The following is an 18427-nucleotide window of genomic DNA, read 5'->3' on the forward strand; positions in this document are numbered from 1 at the left end:
GATGGCGTTCACCATGCTGCGGGGTGGTGCGCGGACGTTGGGGGTGGGCTCACGCGGCAGGCTTGGGCGGCAAGCCGAAGCGTGTGGCGCGGCTGAGGGATCAGCTAGCGGCGGGATCCGCGCCGAAATCCGCGTCGCCATCCGCGTCGCCATCCGAGTTGGAATGCATCGCGGCGAGTGCAGCCCGCACCGCTCGGATGGCCCGTCGGGCCACATCAGACTGGAATCCGCGCCCCATCAGGAAGCGCATCTGGCGGGCCTCCTGGGCGGCATCCCACGGCAGCGCAGCACTGAACTTGCGGCGCAGCACCTCGCAGGCCCGGTCCAGTTCCGTGCCGGACAGCGCTGACCGCTGCTCGGCATCCAGGCTCAGCCCATGCTGGGCCAGTTCCTGCTCGATACGGCGCTGGCCCCAGCGCGACGCACGGGCGTTGAGCCGGGACTCCACGAAGCGGGATTCATCCAGATAGCCCTGCTGACGGAGCCAGACCAGGACCTCGTCGACCTGTTGCTCGATATGCGCCGGGTCGGGGACTTCTTCAGACGCCGCATCGATCGGTTCGTGGAGCTCTGCATCGTGCGCTTCATGGTGCGCTTCATAAGACGCTCCATCGAACGTCTCATCGGGTCGCCGCCGCCGTGCAGTTCGCTTGCCGAGGACGCCACTGGAACGGTCATCGGTCTTTGCGCCGCCCGTGCTGGCGGCGCTCGACATCGCAATCCGGCCCAGTTTGCGCCGCAGCTCCAGTTCGCTGTGGTCTCGCTGGGCCAGCAGGGTGACGGCCCGCGCTCTGAGAGAGAGCGGCTGACGCGTCACAGCCGCTCCTTACTGCGCAGCGTCCGGAACAGCGCCCAGCAGCGGGATGCCCAGCGAATCGCGGATCTTGTTTTCGATCTCGACCGCCAGGTCCGCGTTCTCACGCAGGAACTCACGAGCGTTGTCCTTGCCCTGGCCGATCTTCTCGCCGTTGTAGGCATACCAGGCGCCGGCCTTGTCCACGATCTTCGCGGTCACGCCCATGTCGATGATTTCGCCTTCGCGGCTGATGCCTTCGCCGTAGAGGATGTCGAACTCTGCCGTCTTGAACGGGGGCGCCACCTTGTTCTTCACCACCTTGACCTTGGTTTCCGAACCGATGACTTCTTCACCCTTCTTGATGGAGCCGATGCGGCGGATGTCCAGACGGACCGACGCATAGAACTTCAGCGCATTGCCGCCGGTGGTGGTTTCGGGCGAGCCGAACATCACGCCGATCTTCATGCGGATCTGGTTGATGAAGATGACGGTGCAGTTGGTCTTCTTGATGGTGGCGGTCAGCTTGCGCAGGGCCTGGCTCATCAGTCGGGCCTGCAGGCCGGGCAATGCGTCGCCCATCTCGCCTTCGAGTTCGGCCTTGGGCGTCAGGGCAGCGACCGAGTCGATGATGATCAGGTCCACCGAGCCGGAGCGCACCAGGGCGTCCACGATCTCGAGCGCCTGTTCACCGGTGTCCGGCTGGCTGATCAGCATTTCCTGCAGGTTCACACCCAGCTTCTGGGCGTACTGGACGTCCAGCGCATGCTCGGCGTCGATGAAGGCGCACACGCCTTGCAGCTTCTGCATCTGGGCGATGACCTGCAGCGTGAGCGTGGTCTTGCCCGACGATTCAGGGCCGTAGATCTCGATCACGCGGCCACGGGGCAGACCGCCCACGCCCAGGGCGATGTCCAGGCCCAGCGAGCCGGTGGAGACGACCTGGATGTCCTCGATCTTCTCGCCTTCCGCCAGGCGCATGATGGAGCCCTTGCCGAACTGCTTTTCGATCTGGGCGAGAGCGGCCTGCAGGGCCTTGGCTTTTTCAGTATTGGCGTTTTTGACGGGGGCGTCCATGAAGCATCTCCAAGTAGCTGCGGCGGATTATGGCCCAATCTGTATATCTGTACAGTGGTTTTGTCGCCGCGCCGCAGCGGTTGCAATGAAGGCATCGTAGACATTCTCTGGCTCATGGCGTGAGCCACCCCAACGAATCCCGTCGAAAGTCTGTGGGCGGCTCCCGAGTCGGGAGGATGGCCCAGACTCGCAAATGCCTACTCCCACCTTGGCGTCCCATCCCTAGAATGGGCTGATTCAAGAAGAACGGGAGACATCGATGCGCATCCTGATAGCCGAGGACGACCAGGTGCTGGCCGACGGCCTGCTGCGCTCGCTGCGGGCCTCCGGTTGCGCTGCCGATCAGGTGAGCAGCGGTACCGAGGCCGATGCGGCACTGGCCTCCCATGAATTCGACCTGCTGATCCTGGACCTGGGCCTGCCCCGCATGCATGGCCTGGAGGTGCTGCGACGGCTTCGCGCCCGCGGATCGGCCGTGCCGGTGTTGATCCTGACGGCCGCCGACAGCATCGAGGAGCGGGTCAAGGGGCTGGACCTGGGCGCCGACGACTACATGGCCAAGCCGTTCTCGCTGCAGGAGCTGGAAGCCCGGGTGAGAGCCCTGACCCGCCGCGGCCTGGGCACGGCCTCCAGCGTCATCAAGCATGGGCCATTGAGCTTCGACGCCACCGGTCGCGTCGCCTACATCAACGACCAGATGGTGGAACTCTCGGCGCGGGAGCTGTCGCTGCTGGAAGTGCTGCTGCAGCGCGCGGGCCGGCTGGTCAGCAAGGACCAACTGGTCGAGCGGCTGTGCGAGTGGGGCGAGGAAGTCAGCAACAACGCCATCGAGGTCTACATCCACCGCCTGCGCAAGAAAATCGAGCAGGGCCCGATCCGCATCGCCACGGTCCGAGGGCTGGGCTACTGCCTTGAAAAGATCCCCGGCTAAGAAGCCCCGGTGCGGCGGGGTACGCTCCGGCCCCTGCCCCATTCGCCGCCCCATCGGCCTCGCGTGCGGGAAGCCGGCATGAGCGCCTCCAGCGGCCACCGCTCCCTCTTCGGCGAGATCCTCGACTGGATGCTCGCCCCGCTGCTGGTCATCTGGCCGATCAGCGTCGCCCTGACCTGGCTGGTCGCCCAGGGCATTGCCAACAAGCCCTACGACCGGGAACTCGGCGAGATGGCCCGCACCCTGGGCCTGCAGGTGGCCACCGAGCCGGGCCCGGGAGACCTGCCCAAGGGCCGCTCCCGCTATGCGCTGGCCCCGGAAGCCGCCGCGCTGCTGCGGGCCGACGAGTCCGACACCATCTACTACCAGGTGCTGGGCCTGCGCGGCGAGCTGCTCAGCGGCGACCGCCACCTGGCCGTGCCCGAACGCGAGCCGCCGGTGGTGCCCTGGGAACTGCACTTTCGCGACGATGAGGTGAGCAACGAATCGGTGCGGGTGGCCTTCCTGTGGGTGGTCCCGGAAGGCATGGCCGGCAGTGACCGCATGATGCTGGTCCAGGTGGCGGAGACCCTGGGCAAGCGCTCACGGCTGACCAACGAGATCATCAAGGGCGTGATCCTGCCGCAGTTCGTCATCCTGCCGCTGGCGGTGCTGCTGGTGTGGCTGGCGCTGGCGCGGGGCATTGCGCCGCTCAATGAACTGCAGCGCCGCATCCGCTCGCGGGACAGCTCCGACCTGAGCCCGATCGACGAGCACCGCATTCCCGATGAAGTGGCGCCGCTGGTGCAGGCCATCAACGACCTGCTGGAGCGGCTGGACCAGTCCATCCGCGCCCAGAAGCACTTCCTGGCGGACGCGGCCCATCAGCTCAAGACACCGCTGGCGGGGCTGCGCACCCAGGCGGAACTGGCGCAGCGCGAGATCGACGAGGGCCGCAGTTCGCCGGCGGATCTGCGGCGCTCGCTGCAGCAGATCGCGCTGTCCAGCCAGCGGGCGGCGCACATGGTCAACCAGTTGCTGGCCATGGCCCGCGCCGAAGACCAGGAACATGCGTCCCGACGCAGCGAGGTGAACCTGCCGACCCTGGCCATGGAAACCGTTCGGGACTTCGTGCCCCGAGCGATGGAAAAGCGCCTGGACCTGGGCTACGAAGGGCCGGAACCCGACCATGCGGGCCTGCGGCTGAACGGGCACCCGCTGCTGATCCGCGAGCTGATCCGCAACCTGGTGGACAACGCCCTGCTCTACACGCCGCCGGGCGGCACGATCACGGTCCGGGTGGTGGAGGACCCGTTCGGCCAGGTGTGCGTGCTGCAGGTGGAGGACTCGGGCCCCGGCATCGCGGAGTCCGAACGGGAGAAGGTGTTCCAGCCCTTCTACCGGGCGCTCGGGACCGATGTGGACGGGTCAGGACTGGGCCTGGCCATCGTGCGCGAGATCGTGCAGCAGCATGAAGCGGACATCAGCGTGGACGACACCCGTGCAAGGCGCCAGGCCGAGGCGGAGGGACAAGGCCCGGGGGCCCGCTTCACCATCCGCTTCCCGGCCCATCCGCATCGCGACTGAACCGCGGGCGGCCGCTCTCTGGCCCGTCAGCGCTGCATCGCCCCCCGGCTGCGGGCAATCGACATCAGCATGCCCAGCGCCAGTCCCAGCGTCACCATGGCGGTGCCGCCGTAGGAAATGAAGGGCAGCGGCACCCCCACCACCGGCAGAATGCCGGTCACCATGCCCATGTTCACGAACACGTAGGTGAAGAAGCTCAGGGTGATGGCGCCGGCCAGCAGCCGTGAGAACAGCGTGGGGGCCTCATGCGCGATGACCAGCCCCCGCAGGATCAGCGCGGTAAAGCCCACCAGCAGCCCCAGCGCCCCGACCAGGCCGAACTCCTCGCCATAGGCGGCAAAGATGAAGTCGGTCGTGCGTTCGGGGATGAATTCCAGATGGGTCTGGGTGCCCTTCATGAAGCCCTTGCCGGTGACCCCGCCCGAGCCGATGGCGATCTCGCCCTGGATGATGTGGAAGCCCTTGCCCAGCGGATCCTTGGTCGGGTCCAGCAGCGTGCAGACGCGGTCCTTCTGGTATTCCTTCAGCACCACCCACTTCACGTCCGGCTGGCAGATGTGGTCCTCGCTCATCACCAGCGCCGTGATGCCGGCGCCGGCCAGCACCAGCGCGGGCAGGATCAGCTTCCAGGACAGGCCGGCAAAAAAGATCACGTACAGCCCGGCCGCCAGCACCAGCAGGGAGGTGCCCAGGTCCGGCTGCTTGGCAATCAGGCCCACAGGCACGGTCAGCAGCACGAAGGCGGCCACGAAGTCCGGCAGGCGCAACTGCCCTTCCCGCTTCTGGAACCACCAGGCCAGCATCAGCGGCATGGCGATCTTGAGAATCTCGGAGGGCTGGAACTCCACCCCCAGGCGGATCCAGCGGGTCGAGCCCTTCTTGGTGATGCCGAACAGCGCCACCGCCACCAGCAGGACAACGCCCACCGTGTAGAGCGGCACGGCCACCTGCATCAGCCGCTGCGGCGGCACCTGCGACACGACGAACAGCACCACCAGGGCCAGCACGCCGTTGCGCAGATGGTCGACGAAGCGGGTGCCGTGGTCATAACCGGCGGAGTACATGCACATCAGCCCCAGCCCCATGATCCAGAACAGGGCCAGCAGCAGCGGCAGGTCAAAGCCGGAGAACCAGGGCTTGAGGCGTTGCAGCCAGCTGGGCTTGCTGAAGACAGCACTCATGGTGATGCTCCCGGAGTGGGTCGTGACGCCCCGCGCTGGGCGGACGGTGGGAGGGCGGGGGTGGCCGTGGGACGGGTCGGCGCAGGGGCCGATCGGAGGCTGGACGATGCCGGCCGGGCGGGCTGCGTCACCGCGTTGGCTGCCGGCACCGATGATGCCGCGGATGCCGCTGGCGCACCGGACGCCGCTGGCTCAGGCCCCGCATTAGGCCCCGCAGAAGACGCGGAAGACGCCGCCGACGCCGCCGACGCCGCCACCCCCGGCACGTTCATCTGACCCGGCAGCGGCACATCCACCGCGCGCCGCGGCGTGCCAATCGGTGCGGTGGTCTGGCCCAGCTGCGTCTTGGCGATGTCTTCCTCGCTGGGGTAGAGGCCCTCCAGCACATAGTCGAACACCCGGCGGGCAATCGGTGCGGCCGAGGTGGAGCCGAAGCCCGCGTTCTCCACGATCAGCGCCAGCGCGATCCGTGGCGAGTCATACGGCGCAAAGGCGATGTAGAGCGAGTGGTCCCGCTTGCGCTCGTCCGCCTTGATGCTGCTGTAGGTCTGGCCGGCGCGCAGGCCGATGGCCTGGGCGGTGCCGGTCTTGCCGCCGCTGGCATAGGGCGCGCCCGCAAACACTGCGCGCGAGGTGCCCTCCAGCGTCACGTCATGCATCGCATTGCGGATCACCTCCACATCATTGCGGCGCAGCGCCAGCGGTTCCAGGGCATCGCTGGCGGTGCGGTGCTCGGTATGCCGCACCACGTCCTCGATCTCCCGCACCAGGCGTGGCCGGTAACGCTGGCCGCCGGTGGACAGGGTGGACATGGCCGTGGCCAGCTGCAGCATGGTGAAGTTGTTGTAGCCCTGGCCGATGCCCAGCGAAATCGTCTCGCCGGCAAACCACTTCTGCTGCTCGGGCCGGCGGAACTTCTTCTTTTTCCACTCGGTCGACGGCAGGTCGCCGGTCACTTCGCCCAGCAGGTCGATCTCCGTCTTGCGACCGAAGCCGAAGGGCTCGAGCTGGTCATGGATCATGTCCACGCCCATCTCGTTGGCCAGCGAATAGAAGTAGACGTTGGACGAGGTGACGATGGCCAGCCGCATGTCCTTCGGACCGGCCCGGTCGCCTTCCGCGCTGCCGAAGGTGCGGCCGCCGAAGCTGTAGGTCAGGTTGTCCTGGATCACCAGGCTGGGCGAGCGCTTGCCGGTGTTCAGCGCCGCCATGGCCATGTAGGGCTTGAAGGTGGAGCCTGGCGGATAGGTACCCCGCAGCGCGCGGTTGAGCAGCGGCTTGTCGATGTTCTCGTTCAGGTCGCGCCAGCTGTCGGCGTCGATGCCGTCCACGAACAGGTTGGGGTCGAAGGACGGCTTGGAGACAAAGGCCAGCACCTCGCCATTGCGCGGGTCGATGGCCACCAGCGCGCCGCGGCGGTCGCCATAGAGCTTCTCCACCAGCGCCTGCAGCTTGATGTCGATGGACAGGTGCAGCGTGTTGCCCGGCGTCGGCGGACGGTTGCGCAGGCGGCGGATGGCGCGGCCGCCCGCGCTGGTCTCCATTTCCTCGAAGCCGGTCTGGCCGTGCAGCTCCCGCTCGTAGGCCTGCTCCAGGCCCAGCTTGCCGATGTACTCGGTGCCGCGGTAGTTGCTGACGTCCTCTTCCGGCCAGTCGTCCATGGCCTTCTTCTCGGCCTGGTTGATGCGGCCGATATAGCCCAGCATGTGGCTGCCCACCTCGCCCATCGGATAGCTGCGGAACAGGCGCGCCTTGATGTCCACACCGGGAAAGCGGAAGCGCTGGGCGGCGAACTTGGCCACTTCGGTGTCGGTCAGCTTGGTGCGGATGGGCAGGGACTCGAAGTTCTTGCTTTCTTCCATCAGCCGCTTGAAGCGGCGGCGGTCGCGCGGCTGGATGTCGATGACGCCGGCCAGTTGGTCGATCGTCTCTTCCAGGTCCGCCACCTTCGACGGCGTGATCTCCAGCGTGTAGGCCGAGTAGTTGCTGGCCAGCACCACGCCGTTGCGGTCCACGATCAAGCCGCGGTTGGGCACGATGGGCACGACCGAGATGCGGTTGGATTCCGCCCGCTCCAGCAGCGTGTCGTGCTGCGCCACCTGCAGGAACAGCAGCCGGGCCACCAGCAGCCCGAAACAGAACAGCACGAACAGGGCGGCCGCGACCAGCCGCAGCCGGAAGCGCGACAACTCCTGATGCAGGTTCTTCAGAACCGTCATGGCTGCCTGTGTCCTTCAGCTCAAAGCGGGCGGTGGGCGTCGGGATCCGGCGCCCGGCGCTGCGGGGCCAGCAGCAGCAGCGTGGCCAGCGGCCACAGCAGCGCCTCCAGCAGCGGTGCCAGGAAGAAGCTCCAGTCCGGCCACATGCCGCCCACCATCAACCGCACGGTCAAGGCGATGACCTGCGCCAGCATGAACAGCGGCAGCACATGCAGGGCCTGCGCCCAGAGGGAGAACCACAGCAGTCGGCGGTGCAGGGCCACGGCGCCGAAGGCCAGCAGGCTGTAGGCCAGCGCGTGCTGGCCCAGCAGGGCGCCGTGATGCACGTCCACCATCAGTCCGAAGAAGAAGGCCCAGCCCACGCCCACGCGGCGCGGCTGGTGCACGTTCCAGAACACCAGCGTCAGGGCCAGCACGTCCGGCATCCAGGGCTGGCGACCCACCGGCACCATGTCCACCAGCAGGGCCACGACCAGGCTGAAGGTGATGAACAGGGGGTTGGCCGGCAGCAGGAGCTGGCTGGTGCCACGCGGCATGATCATCGCGATGCTCCTTTGGGGGCGGCGGATGCGGGGCGGGCGGCCGCCGGGATGGCTGAAGCGCCGGATGAAGCGCCGGATGAAGCACCGGAAGCGGCCTCACCGGCCGTGGCTGGGCTCCGGGCTGCGCGCCCGGACTTGCCCTTGCCCTTGCCGGCCGCCTCTGCCGTCGCCGCGGCACTGGCCGCTTCGGCTTCGGCCTCGGCACGGGCGGCCTCCTGGCCGACCAGCGGCTCCAGCACCAGCACATGGCGGGCGCTGTCCGGCTGGGCCACCGGTGCCAGGCCCACGCGGGCGAAACTGGTGTCGCCCCGGCGTTCCACTTCACTCACCTTGGCCACCGGCAAGCCGGGCGGATAAACGCCGTCCAGGCCCGAGGTGACCAGGTCATCCCCGGCCTTGATGTCGGCATTGGCCGCAATGAAGCGCAGCTCCATCACGCCGCGCTCGCCGCCATATGCGACGCCGCGCTGCTGCGTGCGGGCATTGAGCACCGGGATGGTCGCCTCGCGGTCGGTCAGCAGGGTCACCTCGGCCGACAGCGGATACACCCGCGTCACCTGCCCCAGCACCCCGGCATCGTTGACCACCGGCGCGCCCAGGCGCACACCCCGATGACCGCCCCGGTCGATGACGATGCGGCGGGAGAAGGGGTCCGGCGCCTCGTACAGCACCTCGGCCGCCAGGCCCTTGACCGGCAGCGCCTCGCGCAGGTCCAGCAGCGAGCGCAGACGCTGGTTCTCCGCCTGCAGCTGGTTGGCCCGGCTCAGGATGACGGCCTGTTCGGCCAGCTGTCGGCGGGCCTGGTTCTCGGCCTCGGTGGCCCGTTCCATGCCGCGGGAATAGTCGCCGGCCTGCTCCCAGGCATCCACTGGCACCAGCAGCACCCGCTGCAGCGGATGCAGGGCCAGCGCCAGGCCGGCGCGGGCCGGGGCGGTGACGTTGAAGCGCGCGTCCGCCACCATGAGAAACACCGCCAGTGCCGCACAAAAGGCCAGCTTCGTCAGCGCAGACGGCCCTTCGCGGAACAGAGGCGGTGGATTGCGATCCAGAGTGCCCAGTGGCATGACCATCTCAACGCATGAGAGTCAGGGAACAAGAGGGGGCCAACGAGCAACTGCTGCTGGCCACCGAAGGACGCCAGCGGCCACCGGTGGACCACCCCGGTGGTGGGGCCGCCGGATGTCCGCGCATCACGGTCACTCCGAGGTGAAGATCGAGCCCAGGCGTTCCATGCGCTCCAGTGCCATGCCGCAGCCGCGGACCACGCAGGTCAGCGGGTCTTCCGCCACCAGCACCGGCAGGCCGGTTTCCTCGGCCAGCAGGCGGTCCAGGTCGCGCAGCAGGGCGCCGCCGCCGGTGAGCATCATGCCGCGTTCGGCGATGTCGGCGCCGAGTTCGGGCGGCGTCTGCTCCAGGGCATTCTTCACCGCCGAGACGATCTGGTTGAGCGGATCGGTCAGGGCTTCCAGGATCTCGTTGGACGAAATGGTGAAGCTGCGGGGCACGCCTTCGCTCAGGTTGCGGCCCTTGACTTCCATTTCCTTGACTTCCGAGCCGGGGAAGGCCGAGCCGATGTTCTTCTTGATCGATTCCGCCGTCGGCTCGCCGATCAGCATGCCGTAGTTGCGGCGGATGTAGTTGATGATGGCTTCATCGAACTTGTCACCGCCCACCCGCACGCTGCCCTTGTAGACCATGCCGCCCAGCGAGATCACGCCGACCTCGGTGGTGCCGCCGCCGATGTCGATGACCATGGAGCCGGAGGCTTCCGACACCGGCAGGCCCGCGCCGATGGCGGCGGCCATGGGTTCCTCGATCAGGTAGACCTCGGAGGCGCCGGCGCCCAGGGCGGCGTCGCGGATGGCGCGCTTTTCCACCTGGGTGGAGCCGCAGGGCACGCAGATGATGATGCGGGGCGAGGGACGCAGCAGCTTGGTGTCGTGCACCATCTTGATGAACTGCTTGATCATCTGCTCGGTGACGACGAAGTCGGCGATCACGCCGTCTTTCATCGGGCGGATGGCCTCGATGTTGCCGGGCACCTTGCCCAGCATGGCCTTGGCTTCGTGGCCCACGGCCTGGATGGTTTTCTTGCCGTTGGGGCCGCCTTCGTGGCGGATGGCGACGACGGAAGGTTCGTCGAGCACAACGCCTTTGCCGCGGACATAAATCAGCGTGTTGGCGGTACCCAGGTCAATGGCGAGGTCGGTGGAGATGTAGCGGCGCAGTGAGGCGAACATATTGGATGGCACTTGCCGGACCGTTCTGGCTCATCTGCCTGCACCCGCTGGCCGTTGCTCCGAAGGGGACCTCATCGGATGCATCGGCGGCCCTCAAGGGCCATGGGGGACATCAGGCGGTTTCGTCTGTGTTCGGTCCGTGCGGCTGCAATGTCGGGGGAGGACGATTCGGGGCGGTTCGTCGATCACCACGTGGCCCAAGAAGGCCACGCGAACGAGGTATTCCTGACCATAAGCAGCGAGGCTGCCATGGCAGCCCCGACTTATGGAGATAAGCGGGGATAATAACTGATCGACCCCTGGTTTGGCCTGCCGGCAAGCCTCAAACAAGCGATTGGCGATTGTTTGGTGAATGTTTCAGCGGCCCGACCGGACTCCCTTCCCACGAAGCCTTCCCCATCCCATGGCCCTGACCCAAGACGACGTCAGCCGGATCGCCCATCTGGCCCGGCTGGAACTCTCCGGCGACGAGCAGGCCGCCCTGCTCCCGCAGCTCAATGGTTTCTTCTCCATCGTGGAGCAGATGCGTGCGGTGGACACCAGCGGTGTCGCCCCTTTGTACACCCCGCTGTCGGCGGTCCAGGAAGTGGCCCTGCGCCTGCGGGAAGACCGTGTCACTGAAACCGACCAGCGCGCGCTGAACCAGCGCAGCGCTCCCGCCGTGGAAGACGGCCTGTTCCTGGTTCCCAAGGTCATCGAATGACGACGCCGCTTCATCTCCTGGGCGTGGCCGACCTCAGCCGCGCACTCCGTCAGAAACAGGTCAGCAGCCTGGAAGTCACGCAACATCTGCTTGCGCGTGTTGCCGCCTCCAACGATCTGGGCGCATTTCTTCATGTGGACGAAGCCGCCGCGCTGGCCCGCGCCCGTGCGGCCGACGCCCGCCTGGCCCAGGGCGACGGCGACCTGCCCGGTGGCGCCCTGATCGGCGTGCCGCTGGCGCACAAGGACATCTTCGTCACGCAGGACATGCCCACCACCGCGGGCTCGCTCATGCTCAAGGGCTACATGAGCCCGTTCGACGCCACCGTGGTGGACCGGCTCAATGCCGCCGGCACCGTGTCGCTGGGCAAGCTCAACTGCGACGAGTTCGCCATGGGCTCGGCCAATGAAAACAGCGCCTATGGCCCGGCGCTGAACCCCTGGGACACGCAGCGCGTGCCCGGCGGCTCCTCGGGCGGCTCGGCCACCGCCGTCGCGGCGCGCCTGGTGCCGGCCGCCACCGGCACCGACACCGGCGGCTCCATCCGTCAGCCGGCCAGCTTCACCGGCATCACCGGCATCAAGCCTACCTACGGCGTGTGCTCGCGCTACGGCATGATCGCCTTCGCCTCCAGCCTGGACCAGGCCGGCGTGATGGCCCGCTCCGCCGAGGACTGCGCCCTGCTGCTGTCGGCCATGAGCGGCTTCGACGAGCGCGACGCCACCAGCGTCCAGCAGCCGCCGCAGGACTTCAGCGCGCAGTTGCATCAGGCACGCGACGGCGCCACGGCCAGCCAGCCGCTCAAGGGGCTGCGCATCGGCCTGCCGCGCGAGTTCTTCCCCGCCGCGTTGAGTGCCGACGTGAACCAGGCGGTCCGCGCGGGTCTGGCCGAGCTGGAAAAGCTGGGCGCCACGCTGGTGGATGTCAGCCTGCCGCGCACGGAACTGGCCATCCCGGTGTACTACATCATTGCGCCGGCCGAGGCCAGCTCCAACCTCTCCCGCTTCGACGGGGTGAAGTTCGGCCATCGCGCCCAGCAGTACGACGACCTGCTGGACATGTACAAGAAGACCCGCGCCCAAGGCTTTGGCGCCGAGGTCAAGCGCCGGATCATGATCGGCAGCTACGTGCTGTCCCATGGCTACTACGACGCCTACTACCTGCAGGCCCAGAAGCTGCGCCGCATGATCGCCGACGACTTCCAGCAGGCCTTCCAGCACTGCGACCTGATCGCCGGCCCGGTGGCCCCGACGGTGGCCTGGAAGCGCGGCGAAGGCTCGGACGATCCGGTCAAGGCCTACCTGGCCGACATCTTCACCCTGCCCGGCTCGCTGGCCGGTCTGCCGGGCATGAGCGTCCCGGTGGGCGTGGGGGACGGTGGCCTGCCGGTCGGCCTGCAATTGCTGGGCAACTATTTCAAGGAAGGAATGCTGCTGCATGCCGCCCATGCGCTGCAGCAGGCCACTGACTGGCATCAAAAGGCGCCGGCGGGGGTGTGAACGCTATGAGCAAGAACAGCAAACTGGTGCGCGGGTACGAGGTCGTGATCGGCCTGGAAAACCACGTGCAACTCTCCACGGCCTCCAAGATCTTCAGCGGTTCCTCCACCGCCTTCGGGGCTGCCCCCAACACGCAGGCCAGCGCGGTGGACCTGGCCCTGCCCGGCACGCTGCCGGTGCTCAACCGCGGCGCGGTGGAGCGGGCCATCCGCTTCGGTCTGGCCGTCGGTGCCAAGGTGGCGCCGCTGTCCATCTTCGCCCGCAAGAACTACTTCTATCCGGACCTGCCCAAGGGCTACCAGATCAGCCAGTACGAGATCCCGGTCGTGCAGGGCGGCAAGATCGAGTTCATGGTGGACGGCGAGCGCAAGGTGGTGAACCTCACCCGCGCCCACCTGGAAGAGGACGCCGGCAAGAGCCTGCACGAGGACTATCACGGCCAGTCCGGCATCGACCTGAACCGTGCCGGCACGCCGCTGCTGGAGATCGTCTCCGAGCCGGAGATCCGCTCCGCCGCCGAGGCCGCGGAATATGCCAAGACGCTGCATGCGCTGGTCATGTGGCTGGGCATCTGCGACGGCAACATGCAGGAAGGCTCCTTCCGCTGCGACGTCAACGTGTCGGTGCGCAAGCCCGGTGAACCGTTCGGCACGCGCCGCGAGATCAAGAACCTCAACAGCTTCCGCTACCTGGTGGACGCGGTGCACTATGAGGTGAACTGGCAGATCGACCGCATCGAGGACGGGCTGGAGATCCAGCAGGCCACCGTGCTCTACAACCCGGACACCGGCGAGACCCGGGCCATGCGCACCAAGGAAGATGCGGCCGACTACCGCTACTTCCCGGACCCGGACCTGCCGCCGCTAATGATTGCGCCGGACTGGATCGAGCGGGTGCGGGGCGACATGCCGGAGCTGCCGGCGGTCATGGCCGCGCGCTTCCAGGACACCGATGGCCTGCCCGCCTACGACGCGCTGATGATGACGCAGAGCCTGGCCACGGCCCGGTTCTACGAGGCGGCCCGAGAGGTCAGCGGCGCGCCCAAGCTGGTGGCGAACTGGCTGATGGGCGAGGTCTCGCGCCGGCTCAATGCCGAGGAACGCGACATTGAGTCCGCCCCGGTCACGCCGACGCAGCTGGGCCAGCTGATCCGCCGCATCCAGGACGGCACCATCTCGAACAACTCCGCCAAGCAGGTCTTCGAGGCCCTGTGGACCGGCGAGGCATCGGACGTGGACGCCGTCATCGACGCCAAGGATTTGAAGCAGTCCAACGACACGGGTGAGCTCGAACGCATCCTGGACGAGGTGCTGGCGGCCAATGCCAAGTCGGTGGAGGAATTCCGCGCCGGCAAGGAGAAGGCGTTCAATGCGCTGGTCGGCCAGGCCATGAAGGCGACCAAGGGCAAGGCCAATCCGGCGGCGGTGAATGAGCTGCTGAAGAAGAAGCTGGGCGCTTGATCGGCGCTTGATCGGCATTTCAGCGGGCGCCTGACCGGGCGCCCGGCCTGAGCTTGGTGGGGCTCGATCCGCAGGCCCCTTTTCAGCAGCCGATCTTCAGCGGCTGGCGGGCCCGGAAGGTGGCACCGTCGGGGCCACCTTCGTGGCTACCGGCTTGTCCGGCATCCCGGGCGGCTGGCCCGCCCACATGCGGCGAAGTCGAGCCAACTCGTCATCAAAAATCCGGTTCAACCGGACGATCTCGGCCCGCTGGTTTTCAATCGATTCGCGCTGCGCGGCGGCTGCGGCCTCGTTGGTATCCAGCTGGTGCTGCAGCTTGAACGGCAGCCGCTTGCCCTTGTAGAACTCGGTTTCCTCCATCAGCGGCTTGCGCTCGGCCGACAGGTCCTTGAGCCGCTGCTCGGACAGCTGCATGGCCTTGCGGATGTCGTCCAGCGCCGCTTCACGCGCCCGCTGATGGGCGGCTTCGTCCTTGTAGCGCTGCAGCAGATTCCGGTCGCGCCGGATGGCGTCCTGCTGGAGGGCTTTTTCGTTGTCCAGCTGTCGCTTGCGGGCCTCGGCGGCCGCCTGCTCTTCGGGCGACATCGCCGGCGGCACCATGCGACGGGTAGAGCCGTCGGTGTTGAGCAGACGCTGCTCGCGGCTGGCGCATTCGGGAATCGGCCGGTCGGAGGTGAGCTTGCGGCCGTCCTGCGTCACGCAGGTGTAGATGCCGCCGATCGTGGTGGACTTGTCCTGGGCATGCACCGGCAGGGCTGTGAGCGTCATCGTGATCGCCGTCACCGCCGTCACTGCCGTCAGCGGCATGAACACCGCAAGAGGCATCACCGCCGTGCCTCGGCCCGCGGCTCCCCCCTGGCGACCCACGCCCGCATCGGCCAGGACGATACCGTCCAAGCCCCGGGGGATCAGACCGCATCGACGAAGACGAGCCATCAGCGAAGGCAGGCGGGGCAGCGGCAGGAACGAGGGCGGGCGCATCAGACTCCGTAGCGATCTCTGTAGGCGTGAACGGCGGCGGCGTGGGCGGCCACGGCCGCGCTGCTGGTCGATCCGAGATACTGAAGCAAGTCAGCGAGCCCGGCAATCGCGATCACCGGAAGTTGCAATTGCTCGCGCACATACTGTACTGCCGACCAAGGCAGATCCTGGCCGTTCTCTGCCGCCTTTTCCTGGCGGTCCAGGGCAATGGACACGCCGCAAGGCGTGGCACCAGCGGCCTGGATCATCGCAATGGATTCCCGCACGGACGTACCGGCGGAGATCACGTCGTCAATGATCAACACCCGGCCATGCACCTTGGCCCCGACCAGGGTCCCGCCCTCGCCGTGGTCCTTGGCTTCCTTGCGGTTGTAGGCGAAGGGCTTGTTGTGACCCAGGCGGGCCAGCTCGATCGACACGGCCGCGGCCAGGGTGATGCCCTTGTAGGCCGGGCCGAAGATCATGTCGAAGTCCAGGCCCGAGGCAATCAGGCGCTGGGCATAGAAGTGCGCCAGGCGGCCCAGCTTCACGCCGTCGTCGAACAGTCCGGCATTGAAGAAGTACGGGCTCAGGCGACCGGCCTTGGTCTTGAACTCACCAAACCGCAGCACACCGGCCTCCACGGCGAAGGCGACGAAGTCCTGGGCGAGCCCGTCGAGGGCGGGCGCCGAGGCGGAACCGGAAGTGGCGGTCATGGCGGAATCTGGAAGTCGTGCTGGCGCGGGATTGTAGGTGCCGCCCGCAAGAAAAAGCCCGCCCCCCGGAAGGGGGCGGGCGGCAGGGCAACACCGGGCTGGCGGGACGGGCCCCGCCGGCCTCAGGTCCTCAGTCGATCAGGAGATCAGAAGATCAGAAGAGGGCCTTGAACTGCACACCGTAGGTACGCGGGTCGTTGATGAAGCCGGTGCGGTTGTTGAAGTCGATTGCACCCGTCACCCGGATCTGGTTGGTGATGTTGCGAACGAACAGGGCTGCTTCGTACTTGCCGTTGTTCCAGATGTAACCGCCACGCAGGCCGCCTTCGGTCATGGCCTTCCCGGTGAATTCGGTGGACTCATACAGGAAGAAGTTGACCTTGGAGCGGTAGGCCCAGTCGGTGTAGATGTAGAACTCGTTGCCGGCGGCGGTCGGGATCGAATAACGGGCCGTCAGGTTGTAGACCCACTTCGGCGCCTGGGGCAGCTGATTGCCGTTGATCAGGTAACCGCCGTTCGGGCCCACCGGGTTCAGCACCGTGCAGGCGCTGGGGTTGCAGCCGGACACTTCCAGCTTGTTGTCACGAATGGTGGCCTTGTTGTAGCTGCCGCCCATGGTGATGAACAGGCTGTCCACCGGCAGCAGTTCCAGGTTGAACTCCACGCCCTGGCCGATGACCTTGCGGGCGGTCTTCACCGAGTTGCTGTTGCCAGCGGCGCCGCCGACTTCGGTCAGCTGCAGGTCCTTGGTCTCATAACGGAACACGTCGGCCGACAGGCGGGCACGGCGCTCCCAGAAGTCGCTCTTCACGCCCACTTCCACCGAGGTGGTGTTCTCGGGATTGGTGCGGCTGAGCGGCGCGAAATTCGACGCCGGCAGCACGGCGGAGGCGCGGAAGCCGGTGGCCACACGGGTGTAGACGTTGGTGTCCTTGGTCAGTGCGTACAGGGCCGAAGCGTCCCAGTTCCACTTGCTGTCCTTGGTGTCCGCCGCCAGGCCGAAGGTGGTGTTCAGCGGCAGATTGTTCAGGGCGACGGTGGACAGAGACTTGGTGTCGCGCGTGAAGCGCACGCCGCCGCGCAGCTTGAAGTCCTGGGTCACGTCATAGTTGACCGAGCCGAAGACGGCATAGGCATGGTTCTTCTGACGCGTGGCGGTGCCGTCCACGAATTTGTCGGAGCCGGTGGCGTAGTTCAGGCTCTCGATCTCGTACTTCTCATTGAAGTAGAACAGGCCAGCCTGGTAGCGCAGCGGGCCGGCCGGGTTGTATTCCATCCGGAATTCCTGCGTCACCTGGCGGTGGTCATGCAGCGCATCCGAGGTTTCGCTCTGGAACGGGATGTTCGTGTTGGCGGGCGTGCCGCCGTCCACATCGCCGCGGGAGAACGGCTGGACGGTCTCGATCGCGGTGATGGAGTGCAGCACCACGTCGTTGAAGGACCATTGCAGGCGGGCGCTGCCGCCGGTGGCGTGGAGCTTTTGCTCATTGCGGCCGTTGATCGACACCTTCTTCGGGTCAAAGCCATCCACCAGGTCGTTGGTGCCGGGCTTGATGATGTCGCCGCGGAACAGGCGCGGGCTGCCGTCCAGCTCGCGGTTGTGCACATTGAACAGGGCGGAGAACTGCTTGTGCGGCTGGTAGAGGACCTGGGCGCGGATGGCGCGGTCGTCGTAGCCTTCCGTCTTGCGGGTGGGGCCTTGATTGCTGGTGTTGTCCACCCAGTCATCACGGTGCTGCACCTGGGCCGAGATGCGGGCTGCCCAGTCGCCGGTCAGCGGCAGGTTGGCGGCGCCTTCAGCATTGATGGTGCCGAAGCGGCCATACGACAGGCTCAGGTAGCCTTCCTGCTTCTGCGAGGGCTTGACCGAGTCGAACTTCACCACACCGGCCGGCGTATTGCGGCCGTACAGGGTGCCCTGCGGACCGGCGGCCACTTCCACCGCGCGCAGGTCGAAGGCCGGGAAGCCCTTCAGGATCGGGTTCTCCTGCACCACGTCGTCATAGATCAACGACACAGGCTGGGAAGCATTCAGGCGGAAGTCGGTGTTGCCGTAGCCGCGGATGTAAAAGCGCGGGAAGGCACGGCCGAAGGACGACTCGATGTTCAGGCTGGGCACGCGGCCCGACAGGAAACGGATGTCCTGGCCGCTGGAGTTCAGCACGTCCAGCTTTTCACCGGAGATGGTGCTCACCGAGTTCGGCACATCCTTGATGTTCTCGACGCGGCGCTCGGCGGTGATGGTCACCGTTTCGAGCTGGCTCTTTTCAGCCTTGGGGGCGGCCTCCTGGGCGAAGGCGGGCCAGGCCAGGACTGCCAGCGACACAGCCGCGGCAGCCTCACGCAGAACGGGGCGGGCCAGGCGGCGCTGGTGGGCGATTCGAGTCATCGTGAACTCCGGAAATGCAGATAAGAAGGGGAAAAATCGGGAAACCTTGGGGGACCTGACGCACGCAAAGGGGCGAGCGGCGGCCCGGATGCGGCGAATCTAGCAAGTTCGTCATCAAACCGACACCTCAAGCACCAGCCGGGTGCATGGA

At 66.9% G+C, this 18427-nt stretch carries 15 protein-coding genes; 5 read left to right on the forward strand and 10 right to left on the reverse strand.

Annotation, left to right across the window (positions count from 1 at the left end; all coding sequences use genetic code 11):
- Positions 1 to 100: 100 nt before the first annotated feature.
- Together DES44_RS19315 and recA are read right to left on the reverse strand one after the other, a co-directional pair.
- Positions 101 to 817: a regulatory protein RecX gene (locus DES44_RS19315; RefSeq protein WP_058936971.1), complete on the reverse strand. Its 717-nt coding sequence runs from the start codon at positions 815 to 817 to the stop codon at positions 101 to 103.
- Positions 818 to 826: 9 nt separating this feature from the next.
- Positions 827 to 1870: a recombinase RecA gene (recA, locus tag DES44_RS19320; RefSeq protein WP_058936972.1), complete on the reverse strand. Its 1044-nt coding sequence runs from the start codon at positions 1868 to 1870 to the stop codon at positions 827 to 829.
- Between the two features lie 259 nt (positions 1871 to 2129).
- Here recA and DES44_RS19325 point away from each other — a divergent pair, with 259 nt between their 5' ends.
- Positions 2130 to 2801, forward strand: a complete 672-nt coding sequence (locus DES44_RS19325; protein ID WP_058936973.1) for a response regulator — start codon at positions 2130 to 2132, stop codon at positions 2799 to 2801.
- Between the two features lie 78 nt (positions 2802 to 2879).
- Positions 2880 to 4367 carry a sensor histidine kinase gene (locus DES44_RS19330; RefSeq protein WP_058937679.1) on the forward strand — a complete coding sequence of 496 codons (1488 nt, stop codon included), beginning with the start codon at positions 2880 to 2882 and terminating at the stop codon, positions 4365 to 4367.
- A gap of 26 nt (positions 4368 to 4393) precedes the next feature.
- Here the strand turns inward: DES44_RS19330 and rodA are convergent, their stop codons facing one another.
- The 5 genes from rodA to DES44_RS19355 form a co-directional block, all read right to left on the reverse strand.
- Entirely contained in the window at positions 4394 to 5548 is a 1155-nt protein-coding gene (rodA, locus tag DES44_RS19335; protein WP_058936974.1) for a rod shape-determining protein RodA, read from the reverse strand.
- Positions 5545 to 7767: a penicillin-binding protein 2 gene (mrdA, locus tag DES44_RS19340; RefSeq protein WP_083525945.1), complete on the reverse strand. Its 2223-nt coding sequence runs from the start codon at positions 7765 to 7767 to the stop codon at positions 5545 to 5547. Before mrdA ends, rodA begins: the two co-directional genes overlap by 4 nt.
- A 20-nt stretch (positions 7768 to 7787) precedes the next feature.
- On the reverse strand, positions 7788 to 8309 hold the full coding sequence (gene mreD / locus DES44_RS19345) for a rod shape-determining protein MreD (RefSeq protein WP_058936975.1): 522 nt from the start codon (positions 8307 to 8309) through the stop codon (positions 7788 to 7790).
- Positions 8306 to 9373, reverse strand: coding sequence for a rod shape-determining protein MreC (mreC, locus tag DES44_RS19350; protein WP_083526134.1), 1068 nt, complete (start codon positions 9371 to 9373; stop codon positions 8306 to 8308). The genes mreD and mreC overlap by 4 nt, the downstream gene beginning before the upstream one ends.
- Positions 9374 to 9505: 132 nt before the next feature.
- Positions 9506 to 10549: a rod shape-determining protein gene (locus tag DES44_RS19355; RefSeq protein ID WP_058936976.1), complete on the reverse strand. Its 1044-nt coding sequence runs from the start codon at positions 10547 to 10549 to the stop codon at positions 9506 to 9508.
- A 403-nt stretch (positions 10550 to 10952) separates the two neighbouring features.
- On the opposite strand from DES44_RS19355, the gene gatC reads away from it, so the two are divergent.
- The 3 genes from gatC to gatB are packed head-to-tail and all read left to right on the forward strand — an operon-like array spanning position 10953 to position 14211.
- Positions 10953 to 11252 carry an Asp-tRNA(Asn)/Glu-tRNA(Gln) amidotransferase subunit GatC gene (gene gatC, locus DES44_RS19360; RefSeq protein ID WP_058936977.1) on the forward strand — a complete coding sequence of 100 codons (300 nt, stop codon included), beginning with the start codon at positions 10953 to 10955 and terminating at the stop codon, positions 11250 to 11252.
- The gene (gatA, locus tag DES44_RS19365; protein WP_058936978.1) at positions 11249 to 12751 is read left to right on the forward strand and encodes an Asp-tRNA(Asn)/Glu-tRNA(Gln) amidotransferase subunit GatA; all 1503 of its coding nucleotides are present in this window, start codon (positions 11249 to 11251) and stop codon (positions 12749 to 12751) included. The genes gatC and gatA overlap by 4 nt, the downstream gene beginning before the upstream one ends.
- Positions 12752 to 12756: 5 nt before the next feature.
- Complete coding sequence (gatB, locus tag DES44_RS19370; RefSeq protein ID WP_058936979.1) at positions 12757 to 14211, forward strand: Asp-tRNA(Asn)/Glu-tRNA(Gln) amidotransferase subunit GatB; 1455 nt, start codon at positions 12757 to 12759, stop codon at positions 14209 to 14211.
- Positions 14212 to 14307: 96 nt separating this feature from the next.
- Here gatB and DES44_RS19375 read toward each other — a convergent pair whose 3' ends face one another.
- The 3 genes from DES44_RS19375 to DES44_RS19385 form a co-directional block, all read right to left on the reverse strand.
- Positions 14308 to 15108 (reverse strand): hypothetical protein, encoded by an 801-nt coding sequence (locus DES44_RS19375; RefSeq protein WP_147307144.1) that lies wholly within the window; start codon positions 15106 to 15108, stop codon positions 14308 to 14310.
- Between the two features lie 83 nt (positions 15109 to 15191).
- A complete protein-coding gene (gene pyrE / locus DES44_RS19380) occupies positions 15192 to 15887 on the reverse strand; it encodes an orotate phosphoribosyltransferase (RefSeq protein WP_058936980.1) in 696 nt (231 codons plus the stop codon).
- Between the two features lie 154 nt (positions 15888 to 16041).
- Positions 16042 to 18276 (reverse strand): TonB-dependent receptor, encoded by a 2235-nt coding sequence (locus tag DES44_RS19385; RefSeq protein ID WP_058936981.1) that lies wholly within the window; start codon positions 18274 to 18276, stop codon positions 16042 to 16044.
- Positions 18277 to 18427 lie beyond the last annotated feature (151 nt).

The organism is Roseateles depolymerans (assembly GCF_003387155.1).
GTDB lineage: Bacteria > Pseudomonadota > Gammaproteobacteria > Burkholderiales > Burkholderiaceae_C > Roseateles > Roseateles depolymerans.